The 14,409-nt window shown below is 67.0% G+C and carries 9 protein-coding genes; 3 read left to right on the forward strand and 6 right to left on the reverse strand.

Features of this window, described 5'->3' with window-relative positions:
- Nucleotides 1-3: 3 nt before the first annotated feature.
- On the forward strand, nucleotides 4-3,111 hold the full coding sequence (gene addB / locus RVU70_RS13070; RefSeq protein WP_363346938.1) for a double-strand break repair protein AddB: 3,108 nt from the start codon (nucleotides 4-6) through the stop codon (nucleotides 3,109-3,111).
- Entirely contained in the window at nucleotides 3,108-6,539 is a 3,432-nt protein-coding gene (gene addA / locus RVU70_RS13075; protein WP_363346940.1) for a double-strand break repair helicase AddA, read from the forward strand. Before addB ends, addA begins: the two co-directional genes overlap by 4 nt.
- A 1-nt stretch (nucleotide 6,540) precedes the next feature.
- Here the strand turns inward: addA and RVU70_RS13080 are convergent, their stop codons facing one another.
- The 6 genes from RVU70_RS13080 to RVU70_RS13105 all read right to left on the reverse strand — a co-directional run bounded on the left by RVU70_RS13080 (nucleotide 6,541) and on the right by RVU70_RS13105 (nucleotide 13,176).
- Nucleotides 6,541-7,614: an AI-2E family transporter gene (locus RVU70_RS13080; protein ID WP_363346942.1), complete on the reverse strand. Its 1,074-nt coding sequence runs from the start codon at nucleotides 7,612-7,614 to the stop codon at nucleotides 6,541-6,543.
- A gap of 60 nt (nucleotides 7,615-7,674) precedes the next feature.
- Nucleotides 7,675-8,241, reverse strand: a complete 567-nt coding sequence (locus RVU70_RS13085; protein ID WP_363346944.1) for a hypothetical protein — start codon at nucleotides 8,239-8,241, stop codon at nucleotides 7,675-7,677.
- Nucleotides 8,242-8,313: 72 nt separating this feature from the next.
- Complete coding sequence (gene pnp, locus RVU70_RS13090; RefSeq protein ID WP_363346946.1) at nucleotides 8,314-10,470, reverse strand: polyribonucleotide nucleotidyltransferase; 2,157 nt, start codon at nucleotides 10,468-10,470, stop codon at nucleotides 8,314-8,316.
- A gap of 204 nt (nucleotides 10,471-10,674) precedes the next feature.
- Entirely contained in the window at nucleotides 10,675-10,944 is a 270-nt protein-coding gene (gene rpsO, locus RVU70_RS13095; RefSeq protein ID WP_363346948.1) for a 30S ribosomal protein S15, read from the reverse strand.
- Nucleotides 10,945-11,116: 172 nt separating this feature from the next.
- Entirely contained in the window at nucleotides 11,117-12,892 is a 1,776-nt protein-coding gene (locus RVU70_RS13100; protein ID WP_363346950.1) for a sodium:solute symporter, read from the reverse strand.
- A 77-nt stretch (nucleotides 12,893-12,969) separates the two neighbouring features.
- Nucleotides 12,970-13,176 carry a hypothetical protein gene (locus RVU70_RS13105; RefSeq protein WP_363346952.1) on the reverse strand — a complete coding sequence of 69 codons (207 nt, stop codon included), beginning with the start codon at nucleotides 13,174-13,176 and terminating at the stop codon, nucleotides 12,970-12,972.
- An 85-nt stretch (nucleotides 13,177-13,261) separates the two neighbouring features.
- Between RVU70_RS13105 and RVU70_RS13110 the strand changes: the two genes are divergently transcribed.
- Nucleotides 13,262-14,320: an RluA family pseudouridine synthase gene (locus tag RVU70_RS13110; RefSeq protein WP_363346953.1), complete on the forward strand. Its 1,059-nt coding sequence runs from the start codon at nucleotides 13,262-13,264 to the stop codon at nucleotides 14,318-14,320.
- Nucleotides 14,321-14,409: the final 89 nt, after the last annotated feature.

Below are 14,409 nucleotides of genomic sequence, written 5' to 3' on the forward strand. Positions count from 1 at the left end.
CGCATGGGCGTGAAACGCAATGTCTTCACCATCGCGCCAGGCGCGCCCTTTCTCGCAACATTCGTCGACGCGCTTCTCGCTGGAAAGATTGTTTCAAAGCTGTCGCGCGAGACGCCGCCGCTCGAAATGGCGCGGGCGACGATTTATGTGCCGACCCAACGCGCGGGCCGCGCGCTGACCGTGGAATTCGCGCGCGCCATCGGCAAGGGCGCAACCTTCCTGCCGCGCATCCTTCCGCTCGGCGGATTGGAGGAGCAGGAAACCGCGACAGTTTTTGGCGATTTCTCCGGGGACTTCGACGCCGCCGCGCGGCCGCAGATCGAAGAGCTCGAACGCCGTCTGCTTCTTGCGCAGCTTGTCGCCAAATGGTCCGCGTCGGTCGACAGAGCCATCCTCGCCGCCGACGGGCAAGGCGGCCTGGTGCTGCATGAAAGTGAATCTTTTCTCGTCGCTTCGTCGCCCGCGGGCGCCTATGCGCTTGCCGCCGAGCTCGGAGCGCTCATTGATGAATTGATCATCGAAGGCGTAGCGCCGGACAAAATCGCCGCTGCGATCGACGACAGCGCTTTCGACAAATACTGGGCGATCACCACCACCTTCCTTCAGATCGTCGTCGATGTCTGGCCCAACATGCTCGAGGAAATCGGCCGCATTGACGCCGCCGCGCGGCGAAAGCGCATGCTCGAGGCGCATGTGCAGCGTCTTGGCGAGACCCAGGATCATGCGCCCGTCGTCGCCATTGGTTCGACAGGCGCGCAGCCGGCGACCGCGAGACTGCTCTCGGCCATCGCTGCGCTCGATCATGGCGCAGTCATCCTGCCCGGTCTCGATCTGGCGATGGATGAGGTCGCTTGGGCGCATGTCGGCGACAGCGGCGACGAGCCTGCCTTCACCCATCCGCAGACGGTCCTGAAGCGCCTGCTCGGCGTCATGAAGCTGAAGCGCGACGACGTGCGCGAGCTTGCGGTTCTGGCGCCGGCGAAGGCCGAACGCCGCCGCCTTGTCTCGCAGGCGATGACGCCCGCGGGCGCGACGGCGAGCTGGCGCGACTTTCGCGCGTCGGAAGGCGCGCGCTTTGCCGCCGCGCTCGAGGGCGTCACGCTGCTGGAGGCGCCGGACGAGCAGATGGAGGCGCTCGCCCTTGCGCTTTTTCTGCGCGAGGCGCTGGAGACGCCCGAGCGCACCGCCGCGCTGGTGACGCCCGATCGAAATCTCGCGCGCCGCGTCGCGGCGGAGCTGCGGCGCTTCTCGATCGAAATCGACGACTCGGGCGGCGCCTCTCTCGCCTCGACGCCGGCCGGCGCGCTGGCGCGCCAGGCGGCGGCAATCGGCGCCTCCGGACTCGACGCTGTCGCCATTGCGGCGCTGCTGCAACATCCGCTCGCCCGTTTCGGCCGCACAGCGGAAGAAATCGCAACGCTCGCCCCGCTCGTTGAAATCGGCGTCCTGAGGGCGACGCCCCGCGCAGCGCAGGGCTATGCGGCGTGCGTCGCGCGGGCGCGCCTCGCAGCGCGGGACGCTCACGCGCATCCTGCGGCGCGCCGCATCGACCCGACGCAGTGGGACGAGATTGAGCGGCTGCTGCGCGACGTCGAAGCGGCGGTCGCGCCGCTTGTCGCGCTCGAAGGCAAGCATGATCTGAAAAATTTCGCCTGCGCCCATCGTACCGCGTTCGAGGCGATGACGAAGGGCGTCGAGAGCGGCGAGGACGAAGGCGCGCTGGCGCTGTTCGATATTTTGGAGCGGCTGTCGCGCGCAGAGGCGCCGGCGGGCTTCGACGCGTCAGGCTATGCGGCGCTGTTCGATCGCATCGCCTTCGAAACGACGCTGCGCGGCCCGCGCCGCGCCCATCCGCGCCTCAAGATCCTCGGTCCGCTGGAGGCGCGCCTGATGGACGCCGACCTCATGCTGCTCGCCGGGCTGGACGAGGGCGTCTGGCCGCCGCAGGCCGAAACCGGCGCCTTTCTCAACCGTTCGATGCGCGCGCAATTGGGCCTGTCGCCGCCCGAGCGCCGCATCGGCCAAAGCGCCCATGACTTCGTGATGGCGTTAGGGGCCAAGGAGGTCGTGCTCAGCCGCGCCGCCAAGCGCGACGGATCGCCGACCGTCGCCTCGCGCTTTCTCACGCGGCTGGAGGCGCTCGCGAGCGCGGATGTGATGAGCGCCTGTCGGGCCCGCGGCGTTCGTATGCTCGACATCGCCGCGGCGCTCGATCAGCCGCACGCGCATGAAATCATCACGCTGAAGCGCCCCGCCCCGACGCCGCCGATCGAGTTGCGGCCCGCGAGACTGAGCGTCACGCGCATAGAAACGCTCCGGCGCGATCCTTATGCGGTCTTCGCCGAGCAAATTCTCAAGCTCAAACCGCTCGCGCCGCTCGGGGTCGACATTGGCGCGCGCGAGATGGGCACGGCGATCCATGCCGCGTTGGAGGCGTTTGTTCGACATTATCCCGAAGGCCCGCTTCCCCCGGACGGGCAGGCGCGACTGGTGGAAATTGCACGAGAGGCGCTCGGCCCGTTTCTCGTCGATCCCTCATTCGAAAGTTTTACTTGGCCCCGCGTCCAGGCCGGGCTCCAGCACGCTTTTTCCTTTGAGCAGGCGCAGCGGGCGAAAGGCGGCGTCATTCATATGGAGAAAGCAGGCGAATGGGTCGTCACGCTTGCCGATGGCGCGCTATTTTCGCTCACGGCGAAAGCCGACCGTATCGAGATCGACGCACAGGGAAACGCCTGCGTTTTCGATTACAAGACCGGCGAACCGCCCTCCAACAAGCAGGTTCTCGCCGGCTGGTCTCCGCAGTTGACGCTCGAGGCGGCGATGATTGCGGCCGGCGCCTTCGCCGAGATCGGCGCGCGGCCCGTCGCCGGCGCGGCCTATGTCGGCCTCAAGAACGGCGGCAAGACGCAGCCGCTTCATTGGAAGGAGCACAGTTTCGAGGACGTCGTCGCGAAACACCGCGACGAGCTCGTCAAAATGCTCTCGCAATATCGCGATCCCGCGACGCCCTATCCGTCGCGCCCTTATGTCGCCTTCGTGAAGCACGAGGGCGATTATGACCATCTCGCGCGCGTGAAAGAATGGGCGCGCGGCGGCGGAGACGAGGCATGAGCGATCGCGCCTATCTTTCGCTGACGATCCAGAAGCAGCACAAGGCCGCCGATCCTCAGGCCTCCGCCTGGGTTTCGGCCCATGCGGGTTCGGGCAAGACCTATGTGCTGACGCAGCGCGTGCTGCGGCTGCTGCTCGAAGGCGTGCGCCCGTCGCAGATCCTCTGCCTCACCTTTACAAAAGCGGCGGCCGCGAATATGTCGGCGCGCATCTTCGCCCGGCTCGCGGAATGGGCCGTGCTCGACGATTGCGCGCTCGCCCAGAAAATCGTCGAGACCGGCGCCGAAGCGCCCTCGCCGCGCCAGCTCGACTTCGCGCGCAGCCTGTTCGCGCGCGCGGTCGAGACGCCCGGCGGGCTCAAAATCCAGACGATTCACGCCTTCTGCGAAAGGCTTTTGCACAGCTTTCCCTTCGAGGCCAACGCCCCGGCCGGCTTCAGCGTGCTCGACGACGCGGGGCGCGCGGAGCTGCTGGAGGCGGCGAAGCGGCGTGCGATCGAAAAGGCGAAAAGCGAACCGGGTCCGCTGCATGACGCCCTCGCGCGCGTCGCTTCGGAGACGACGGAGCAGGGCTTCGACGAACTATGCGCAGCGATCTTGCAAAAGCGCGAGGCGCTGGCGCAGGCGCATCAATGGAAGAGTTACGAGAGGCGGCTGCGGGCGCGGCTGGGTTTGGAGGCAGGGGAGACGCTCGCACAGATCGAAGCGGAGATGATCGAGGGGCGGGAGCAATGGCCGGAGTTGGCGAACCGCCTCGGGCTGGGCTCGCCGAAGGACAAGGCGCTCCTCGCGCATCTCGAACGGGCCATCGCGCTCGCGCCGGGGACGGACTGCATCGAATGCTACCTCTCGGTCTTCTTCACCAAGGACGGCGACGCGCGCGGCGGCGACAAACGCGCCATCATCACAAAGGGCCTGCGTGATGAAGCTCCTGGACTTCTCGAAGAAATGCAGGCGGAGCAGGATCGTCTGGCGGGGCTCATCGAGAAGCGCAAGGCGGCGGCCGCCGCAGAGCGCTCGCTTGCGCTCGCGCAACTGGGCGAGTCGATTGTCAGCCAATATGAACAGGCGAAGCGCTATCGCAACGCCCTCGATTACGATGATTTGATCGAAGGCGCCTGGCGCCTGCTCAATCGATCCGAGCCGTCCTGGGTGCTTTACAAGCTCGACTCGCAAATCGACCACATTTTGCTCGACGAAGCGCAGGATACGAGCGCGCGGCAATGGGAAATACTCACCGCCATCGTGCAGGAATTTTGCGCGGGCCTCGGCGCGCGCCGCGCTGCGCGTAGTTTCTTCGCCGTCGGCGACGACAAGCAGTCGATCTTCTCCTTTCAGGGCGCCGCGCCCGACAAATTCGACTCCATGCGGCGCGTCTTGACCAGCCGCTTTGTCGCTGTCGAGCAGCGTTTCGAATATGTGCAGCTCACGCAATCTTTTCGCTCGGCGCCCGGCGTGCTTTCAGCCGTTGACGCCGTCTTCAATTTCGCCGGCAATAGCGAGGGCCTCACTTGCGACCCCGATCCCAACCGGCCGCCGCTGACGCATGAATCCACCAAGCCGCACGTGCATGCGCTCGTGGAAGTCTGGGAGCCGATCGGCCCGATCGACAAGGAGGAGCCCGAGGACTGGCGGCTGCCGCTCGATTATGCGAAGGCGACCGATCCGGGCGAAAGGCTCGCGCGTAAAATCACGGCGAAGATCAAATCCCTGCTGGCGCCCGGGAGCGGCGAATATGTCGAAGACCGGTTCGGCCCGCGTCCGATCGAGCCGCGCGACATTCTCATCGTGGTGCGCAAGCGCGGCGCCTTTTTCGAGGCGCTGATCCGCGCGCTGAAGGCGGAAGATGTGCCGGTCGCCGGCGCCGACCGGCTCGATCTCGCCACGCATATCGCCGTCAACGATCTCGTGGCGCTGGGCCGCGCTCTGCTGCTCGCCGATGACGATCTGACGCTGGCGACCGTGTTGAAGTCGCCGCTGATTGGATTGGACGACGATGATCTCATTGCTCTTGCGCCAAAGCGGCGGGGCGCGCTCGTCGACGCGCTCAGGCAGTCGCCAGAGGCGCGCCATCGCATGGCCGCGGAGAAACTTTCGACATGGCGCAGGGAGGCGGCGCGGCTTGCGCCTTATGAGTTCTACAGCCTCGTTCTTGGGCCCGGCGGCGGCCGGCGCCGGCTGGTGGCGCGGCTCGGGCCCGAGGCCAATGACGCGATCGACGAGTTTCTGCGGCTGGCGATGAGCCATGAGCGCGAGGAGGCGCCATCGCTCGTGCGATTTCTGGCGATGATCGAGGGGCTCGATCTCTCGATCAAGCGCGACATGGAAGCCGCCGGCTCCGCGGTGCGCGTGATGACCGCCCATGCCGCCAAGGGGCTGGAAGCCAAAATCGTGTTCCTGCCCGATACCTGCAGCGCGCCGGCCGGCAAGCATGATCCCAAGCTTTTCACGCTGGGCGTCGGTGATGAACTGTCGCTCGTCTGGTCGCGCGGCAAGGACAACGACCCGGACGCGCTTACGCAGGCGCGCGTGGCGCATCGCGCCGCGGAAGCGGCCGAACATCGGCGCCTGCTCTACGTCGCCATGACGCGCGCCGAGGAGCGGCTTTATATCGCCGGCTATCACGGGAAGACCCCGCCGGCGGAAGGTTGCTGGCATAGAATGGTCGAGGCGGCGCTCGAAGGGGACTGCGAAAGGCTTTCGGACGCCGACGGCTATATCCTGCGTCGCGGCCATGCGCCTTTGCGTGACGATCTTGGCTTCGGCGCGGCGCCAACGCGCGCGCCGGCGATCCCCGACTTCGCGCGCACGCCTGCGCCAGCCGAGCCGTCGCCGCCGCCGCCGCTGCGCCCGTCGAACGCGCTCGCCGGCGCCGACGCGTTTGCGGCGGTTGAAAGCGGCGCGCCGAACAGCCGTGACGCCCTACGCGTTCTGATCGGGCGTCTCACCCATGCGTTGCTGCAATATCTTCCGGCCTGCCCGGCAAGTCGGCGGGAAGAGGCCGCGCGGCGGTTTCTCACTCTGCGCGGCGCAAATCTGGACGAGAAGACGTCGGGCGACATCATTGACGCGGCGCTGCGCGCCATCGATGACCCGCGGCTTGCCGATCTGTTCGGGCCCCGCTCCATCGCTGAGGCCGACGTCTACGCCGCCCTCGATGAAGGGCTTACAGTCTCGGGCCGGATCGACCGACTGGCGGAGACTGAGGACAGCGTGCTCATCGCCGACTTCAAGACAGGCCGGCCGCACGAGACCCCGAACGCCGCGCAGCTTCGCCAGCTCGCGCTGTACCGCGCCGCGCTGCGCCCGCTCTATCCCGGCAAGCGGCTGCGCTGCTTCATCGTCTTCACGCAAAACGCAGCCATCGTCGAGGCGTCGGATGCAGCGCTGGACGACGCGTTCACACGCCTCGTCGCCACGACGACGTAACTTATTCCGTCTGCAGGTCCGGGTCCGAGCGGCGCCGCCAGAATTCGAGCATGAGCAAGGTCATGGTGAAGGCGACCGGTCCGAGAATGAGCCCCGACGGGCCAAAGAGCTGCAGTCCGCCGAGCATGGCGATGAGGGCCGGCGCCGTATGCAGGCGCAAGGTTTCGCCGACGAGCAGCGGACGCACGACATTGTCCGCCGTCGAGATCACGACGCTGCCCCAAATGCCGAGCGTAACGGCGTCCGCCCAGCGATCTTCGAGCGCAAGGTAGATCGTCGCAGGGATCCAGATCACGAAAGAGCCCAGCACCGGAATGATCGAAATGACTGTCATCACCACGGCCCAGAGCGCCGGCGAGGGAAAGCCCAGCCACCAGAACATGGCGCCGCCGAGCGCGCCCTGCAGCACGGCCACGGCGAGCGTTCCGAAGATCGTCGCGTAGATCGTGTCGCGCACGCGCACGATGAGCTTGCCCGTCTCGATATTGGAAAAGGGCGAGAGCCGAACCACCGCGTCGAGCCCCGCGCTGCGATCGCGCAAGAAAAAAAACAACATGTAAAACGCCAGCGCGATGGTGATGGCCTGTCCGGTGGACTGTCTCAAGACCGACGCCCCGAGGTTGGTGAAGAATTCACCGAGCCGCGCGGCGGTGGTCGGCACGTCGACGCGGTCGCCGATCCAGGCGAGCCAGGGATGCGCGGCGAGAAAGTCGCTCCATCTTCCCGCCGAGACGGCGCTCTGAACGTAGTCGACGCCCGCCAGCGCTTCCTGGAGAAGGCGCTGGAAGATGAAAAGGAGCGGCGCGACGATGATGAGGGCGACAAAGGCGACCGAGAGCCCGGCGGCTTTGTTTGGCCCGAGGAAGGTTTCGAACCAGCGATGCGGGCGGATGAAAACGACCGCCAACACGAGCGCCCAGGTGACGCTGGCGAGATAAGGCGCCGCGACGAGCGCCGTGAGAACGACGAAGATGAAGGTGAAGCCGAGACGCGCCAGGAGGAAAATATCGATTGGCTCGCCAGTCGTGAAGACTTCGCCGACCGGCGCGTCTCCGTTCTTTCGGGTGTCCGTCATGTTCTGCCCGCGTCTCCGCCTCGTTTCTAGATAAGGCGAGGCCGACGCGGGCACATGTCTCTAGAAGGCGCATTCCTTGGGCAGATCGCCGTCGGACCAGTCGGCGAGCTTCTTGACCGGAAACTTCGCCTCAACCGCCTTTCCATCTTTCTTGCCCTTTCCGGACAGGAAGTTGAGATCACAGCTGTGCGAGGCGTTGGGCTCGAGCGAATCATAGGCGTCGCGCGTCAGGCCGGCGACGATGAACTCCTTGTTGCGGTAGACGACCGTCAGCGTCTGTGTCCACTTGTCGCGACCTATGCCGGTATTCTCGGATTTGACGAGAAGGGAGCCCTTGGCGCTGGTTTCGAGCGAAGGGCGCGAGCCCCATATGCCGCCGCTCCAGGCGACGTTCTTTTTCACCAATGCGGGCTTTGGCGGCTTGGCCGGATCGAAGGCGGGCTCGAGCGCCCGGTAGATGTAGAGGTCGGCGCCTGAATCGCCGTTGTCCACGAGAACGGCGCGGTCCGTATCGCCATTGTTTTCCAAGGAAAAGGTCTCGACGTCGAGAACGCGGGAATAATCCGGCTCCGCTTGGGCGGTCGAGACGGCGCTAAGCGCAATTAGAAAAACCATTGTTCTGAGCATGCGCGTCCCCTTGCAAAAAAGCCGCCCGATTGTGTCGGACGGCTTGCGCTTGTTTGACCGAGAGGTGTCAGCTCATTCGCTCTCCGCCGCGGCGGCGGCTTCGCGCTCGGCCTTCTCCTTGGCTTCGAGGTCCTCGCCGGTCGTCTGGTCGACGACGCGCATCGAGAGGCGCACCTTGCCGCGATCGTCGAAGCCGAGGAGCTTCACCTTCACGCGGTCGCCTTCCTTGACCACGTCCGTCGTCTTGGCCACGCGCTGCTTCGAGAGCTGCGAGATGTGGACAAGGCCGTCCTTGGCGCCGAAGAAGTTCACGAAGGCGCCGAAGTCGGCGGTCTTCACCACCGTGCCCTCGTAAATCATGCCGACTTCCGGATCCGAAGCGATCGACTTGATCCAGTTGATCGCGGCCTTGATCGAGTTGGCGTCAGCGGAGGCGACCTTCACCGTGCCGTCGTCCTCGATGTTGATCTTGGCGCCGGTCTTCTCGACGATCTCGCGGATCACCTTGCCGCCCGAGCCGATCACGTCGCGGATCTTGTCCGTGGGGATCTTCATCGTCTCGATGCGCGGCGCGAATTCGCCGAGTTCGGCGCGCGAGCTGGTGATCGCCTTCGCCATCTCGCCGAGGATATGCAGGCGGCCGTCCTTCGCCTGGGCGAGGGCGACGCGCATGATCTCTTCGGTGATGCCGGCGATCTTGATGTCCATCTGCAGCGAGGTCACGCCGTTGGCCGTGCCCGCCACCTTGAAGTCCATGTCGCCGAGGTGATCCTCGTCGCCGAGAATGTCGGAGAGAACCGCGAAGCGCTCGCCTTCGAGGATGAGGCCCATGGCGATGCCGGCGGTCGGCGCCTTGATCGGCACGCCCGCGTCCATCAGCGCCAGCGAGGTGCCGCACACCGTGGCCATGGAGGACGAGCCGTTGGACTCGGTGATCTCCGACACGACGCGCAGCGTGTAGGGGAATTCCGCAGCCGCCGGCAGCATCGGACGGATGGCGCGCCAGGCGAGCTTGCCGTGGCCGATCTCGCGGCGGCCCGGCGAGCCCATGCGGCCGGTCTCGCCGACGGAATAGGGCGGGAAGTTATAATGGAGCAGGAAGCGCTCCTTGTAGGTGCCCTCGAGCGAATCGACGAATTGCTCGTCTTCCGCCGTGCCGAGCGTCGCAACGACCAGCGCCTGCGTCTCGCCGCGCGTGAAGAGCGCCGAACCGTGGGCGCGCGGCAGCACGCCGACTTCGGAGACGATCGGCCGCACCGTCTTCACGTCGCGGCCGTCGATGCGCACGCCCGTGTCGAGGATGTTCCAGCGCACGACCTTGGCCTGAAGCTCCTTGAAAACCTCGGCGACCTGCTCCTTGGTGTAGAGGGGCTCCGACCCTTCCGGGAAGAGCTCCGACATCGCCTTCGCCTTCACGGCGTCGACGGCGGCGTAGCGGTCCTGCTTGATGGTGATCTTATAGGCCTCGCGCAGCCCGGCTTCGGCGTGCTTCGCCACCGCGGCGGCGATTTCCGAGGTGTCGGGGATGATCAGCTCGCGCGGGTCCTTGGCGGCGCGTTCGGCGAGGCGGATGATCGCGTCGATCACCGGCTGGAAGCCGCGATGGCCGGTCATCACCGCTTCGAGCATCGTCTCTTCGGAAAGCTCCTTGGCCTCGGACTCGACCATCAGCACGGCGTCCTGGGTGCCGGCGACGACGAGATCGAGGTCGGAGAGCTTCATCTCCTCGATCGTCGGATTGAGCTTGAGCTGGCCGTTGACATAGCCGACGCGCGCGCCGCCGATGGGGCCCATGAAGGGCACGCCCGAGAGCGTCAACGCCGCCGAAGCCGCGACCATCGCCAGAATGTCGGGGTCGTTCTCCAGATCGTGCGAGAGCACGGTGAGGATCACCTGCGTGTCGCAGCGGTAGCCGTCCGGGAACAGCGGGCGAATCGGGCGGTCGATCAGGCGCGACACGAGCGTCTCGCGCTCGGAGGGACGCCCTTCGCGCTTGAAATAGCCGCCCGGAATGCGGCCGGCGGCGAAGGCCTTTTCCTGATAATTGACGGTGAGGGGGAAGAAGTCCTGGCCAGGCTTGGGAGCCTTTGCGGAAACGACGGTGGCGAGGACGGTGGTCTCGCCCCAGCTCGCCATCACGGCTCCGTCGGCTTGGCGGGCGACCTTTCCGGTCTCGAGGACGAGCCTGCGCCCGGCCCAGTCGAGTTCTTCGCGGTGCACTTCGAACATATTTGGTCTTTCTCTGATGAACCCGACGGTTCGTCATGAGCAAGACGGCGAGAGGCTGCGGAAGCGTTGGTCTTTGTGGTCCGGCCCCGCAGCGTCCGGCGATCCTGCCCTGACGGTGTTCGCGCTGGGTCTGTTTGGGGCGCGTCGGCCCCCTTTCAAAAGGCGAAAGCGGCGCCTGTCGTCGCGCCGCTTTCGCAAGGCTTCTTAGCGGCGAATGCCCAAACGCTCGATCAGCGTCTTGTAGCGGGCTTCGTCCCGCTTCTTCACGTAATCGAGGAGTTGGCGACGCTGGGAGACGAGCTTCAGCAGGCCGCGACGCGAGTGATTGTCCTTCACATGCGTCTTGAAATGCTCGGTGAGGTTGACGATGCGCTCCGTCAGGATCGCGACCTGGACCTCGGGCGAGCCCGTATCGTCGGCTTTGGTGGAATATTCCTTAATGAGCGCCTGCTTGCGCTCGGCCGTGATCGACATCCGTCGTTCCTTTTGGTTGGGAGTGGTCCGCTGCGGGCGGCCTTGGCCGGGATGTCGTCCAGCGAGGTCGCCTCAAAGCGGCGCCGCCCGGCTGGGCCGGGCGTGCGCGGTCCCATATAGCAGAAATCGCGGGAAAGGATAGGGGGCGGCGGAGGGGCGCGAAAGCTCCCGCCTAGGCGCCCTTGTCCGGCGCGACGATCTCGCCGTCGCCATGGAGCATGCGGCGGACGAAGGACTGGGCCAATGGCTTCTCCTGGCCCGAGGCGAGGGCGGAAACGACGCCCGCCGTCATGCCGACCGCGGCGCCGGCGAGACCGGCCAGGGCGTAGGCCTCGATCTTGCGGGCCGGCCCGGCGAGGGCCAGCGTGGCGGCGAGCGTCAGGGCGCCGGCGATGAGCGCCGCAAAAGCCTCCCGATCCTCGGCCCGATCCCAGAAGGCGAGGGCGAGCGAGGGGGCGACGCAGGACGCCGCGACGGCCAGCGCCAGCGCGATCAGCCCGCCGGGCGAGACGATCTGCGTCACGCCCGCGACATAGGCGCAGGTGGCCAAGAGGACGAGCGCGAGCCGGGTGAGGGCGAGCCGGCGGCTCGTGAGATCGATCTCTCCGCGCAGCCGATAGAGCGCGTCATGTCCCAGGGCGGCGCTACAGGCCTGAAGGCCCATCGCCGCCAGCAGCAGTCCGAAGGCGACGAGCGCCGAGGCGACGAGGCCCGCCGCGGCGGCGCCGAGATCGGTGGCGCCGGGCAGGGCGCCGAGCAGGTAATCGCCGTCGATCGGTCGGACGTTGGCCGGCGTCAGCGGCGAGCCCGGCGCAATTTTTTGCGCAGCGCAGGCCCGCTGCGCCTGAGAGGGACTGGGCGCCCGCGCGTCGCAGACGGCGACAAGGCCTCGGCTGCTGGCGGCATAGACCGAGGCGGGCAGACGCTCGGCGCTCTGGCCCGAGACGGAAGCCGCCAGGCTCAGGGCAGACGCCGCGATGGCCGCTGCGACGAGCAGGGCGAAGAGGAACGTCCAGCCTATGGCGAGAATGCCGGCAGAGCGTGCCGAAGAGGCGTTTTCGGTCGTCACCGCCGGCGCGAGCACCGGGGCGAGCGAGGCGACGCCGAGCGCCATGGCGATGGTGGCGCCGATCTCGACGAAAACGCCCATCGGGTCCGGCATGAGCTTCCAGGCGGCGAACAACTCGGCGGCCTCGCGCCAGCCCGCGCCGCCGAACAGCTCGACAGGCAGTCGGCCCTGAACCTCGAGCGCGGCGACCGGCCAGCCGAAGCCGAGCAACGCCACGCCCGCCGCCGCGGCCGCGGCCCAGACCGCGGCGCCCAGCCCGCCGGGTCCGGCAATAACGAGGCCCGCCGCCGCAACGGTGAAGGCAGAGGAGACCCGGCCCGCGCCTGTCAGATCGACGAGGGCGTCGACGGCCATCTGGCTTCCGGCGACGGCGAGCAGGCCCGAGGAGAAGCCGACGGCCGCAACCAGGCCGAAACGCGGCAGCGTGCGTCGGAAGCGCGCCGCGAGAAAGCCGGAGAGCGAGAAGACGCCGGTTCGGCGCAACAGCGGCCCCAGATAGAGCGCCGCAACCGTAAGCCCGAGAAAGGCGCCGCAGACCACGCCAATCCCCCAGCTGTGGCCGGCGAGCCGCGTCGCGAAAGGCAAAAGCAGCGCAACCACGACGGCGGCGTTGGCGAAGCCCGCATAGGCGGCCGGAATTGCGCGCCCGCCGGCGTAATAGAAAGACACCCGCATGGAATGGAGCAAGAAGCCCAGCGCCGCCAGCGCCACGACCGTAAACCAGGGCGGCGCGGCGGCGACGAACCGCTCCGGCGCGCCGACGCGGTCGAGCAGCGCCGCGAACCCATAGGCCAGCAGAAAACTCGCCGAGACAAAGGCTATTCGCGAATCCAGAACCGCGCGGTCGAACAGGGCAACTTCGCCGGAACGCTCTTGCATGGGGACTCTCGCGGGATGGTTGCGGCGAGATTACCGGAGGCGGCGCGATGGGGGAAGAGCGCGGCTAAGGCGCCCTATCAACGGGTCCTACGCGCCCAAAAGAGCGCGGCGGTCATCCCGAACGCGGCTCCAACCGGGCCGGTCACGAAGGCGCCGGTCATAACGGCTTCCAAGGCCAGGTCATGTGTGTTGCCGGAGAAGACGTCGACCAGCAAGGCGCCGCCGACCGCGCCGGCGAGGTAGCCCATGATAAGTCCGGCAATCGCCGCGAGCGCCTTGTGCATCCGATTTCCTCGCCATCGACAATAGGGCGGGCTTTGGGCCATAAGGCGGCATGCCGTTATTTCTCACCGCGAAGCGAGAGGCCGCATGAGCGCGCCCGAGACCAAAGGCGTGGGCGTAACCACGACGACCGTCACCGAGGACGAGGCGGGGATGCGCGTCGACCGCTGGTTCAAGCGACGCTACCCCACGCTCGCCCTGTCCCATCTCGCCAAAATATGCCGCAAGGGCGAGGTGCGCGTCGACGGCAAACGCGTCGAGACCTCCTCCCGGCTGGAGATCGGCCAGAAGGTCCGCGTGCCGCCGCTCAAGATCGAGCCGCCCGCGAGCCCGGCCGTCAAGCGCGCGGCGCCCGAGGACGTCGCGGCGATTCGGGCGATGACCTTGTTCGAGGACAAGGACTTGATGGTGCTCAACAAGCCCTTCGGCCTCGCGACGCAGGGCGGCTCCGGCCAGAAACGCCATATCGACGGCATGCTGGAAGCGTTGGCCAAGGGCGATTCGCGCCCGGTCCTGGTTCACCGCCTGGACCGCGACACGTCCGGCGTGCTGCTCGTGGCCAAGAGTCGGCGCATGGCGGCGGATCTCGGCGAGATTTTTCGCTCGAGGCAGGCGAAGAAGATCTACTGGGCGTTGGTCGAGGGCGTGCCCAAGCCGGCGCAGGGCCGGATTTCGCTCTACCTCGCCAAAGGGCCCGGCATGGAGAAAACCCGCGGGGCCGGGCGCGATCTGGAAAAGATGCGGATCGCCAAACATGGCGACGCCGACGCCCAGCATTCGCTGACCTATTACGCCATCGTCGACAAAGTGGCGCCGCGCTGCGCCTGGCTGTCGATGAAGCCCTTGACCGGCCGCACGCATCAGCTGCGCGCCCATGCCGAGGCGATCGGCCACCCGATCTTCGGCGATCCGAAATATGGGCGCCGCCCCGAGGACGACGTGCGCCGCCGCGACCCGCTGCGCGCCATGCCGGACGGGCTCGAGCGCAAGCTCCATTTGCTGGCGCGGCGGCTCGTTCTGCCGCACCCGAAGGGCGGGACGCTGGACGTGACCGCCCCGCTGCCCGAGCATATGCAAAAGAGCTGGGACCTCTTCGGCTTCGATTTGAAACACTATGACCCGATCGAGGATGCGCCCGACGCGTGAGGACGTCCCGGTTCGCTGAGCCGCGTCATGGCCGACTTCGGGCCGGGCGTGGACGCCCTCAACGAGCGCGGACATGGCGCGGTCGGGCC

It is taken from the genome of Methylocystis echinoides, from assembly GCF_040687965.1.
In the GTDB taxonomy this organism is placed as follows: Bacteria; Pseudomonadota; Alphaproteobacteria; order Rhizobiales; family Beijerinckiaceae; genus Methylocystis; species Methylocystis echinoides_A.

What these genes read in the sequence shown, in the direction of transcription:
- RVU70_RS13100 (WP_363346950.1), bottom strand. Translation starts at nt 12,892, where the DNA reads ATGCAAGAGCGTTCCGGCGAAGTTGCCCTGTTCGACCGCGCGGTTCTG.
- rpsO (WP_363346948.1), bottom strand. Translation starts at nt 10,944, where the DNA reads ATGTCGATCACGGCCGAGCGCAAGCAGGCGCTCATTAAGGAATATTCC.
- RVU70_RS13105 (WP_363346952.1), bottom strand. Translation starts at nt 13,176, where the DNA reads ATGCACAAGGCGCTCGCGGCGATTGCCGGACTTATCATGGGCTACCTC.
- addA (WP_363346940.1), top strand. Translation starts at nt 3,108, where the DNA reads ATGAGCGATCGCGCCTATCTTTCGCTGACGATCCAGAAGCAGCACAAG.
- RVU70_RS13080 (WP_363346942.1), bottom strand. Translation starts at nt 7,614, where the DNA reads ATGACGGACACCCGAAAGAACGGAGACGCGCCGGTCGGCGAAGTCTTC.
- RVU70_RS13110 (WP_363346953.1), top strand. Translation starts at nt 13,262, where the DNA reads ATGAGCGCGCCCGAGACCAAAGGCGTGGGCGTAACCACGACGACCGTC.
- RVU70_RS13085 (WP_363346944.1), bottom strand. Translation starts at nt 8,241, where the DNA reads ATGCTCAGAACAATGGTTTTTCTAATTGCGCTTAGCGCCGTCTCGACC.
- pnp (WP_363346946.1), bottom strand. Translation starts at nt 10,470, where the DNA reads ATGTTCGAAGTGCACCGCGAAGAACTCGACTGGGCCGGGCGCAGGCTC.
- addB (WP_363346938.1), top strand. Translation starts at nt 4, where the DNA reads ATGGGCGTGAAACGCAATGTCTTCACCATCGCGCCAGGCGCGCCCTTT.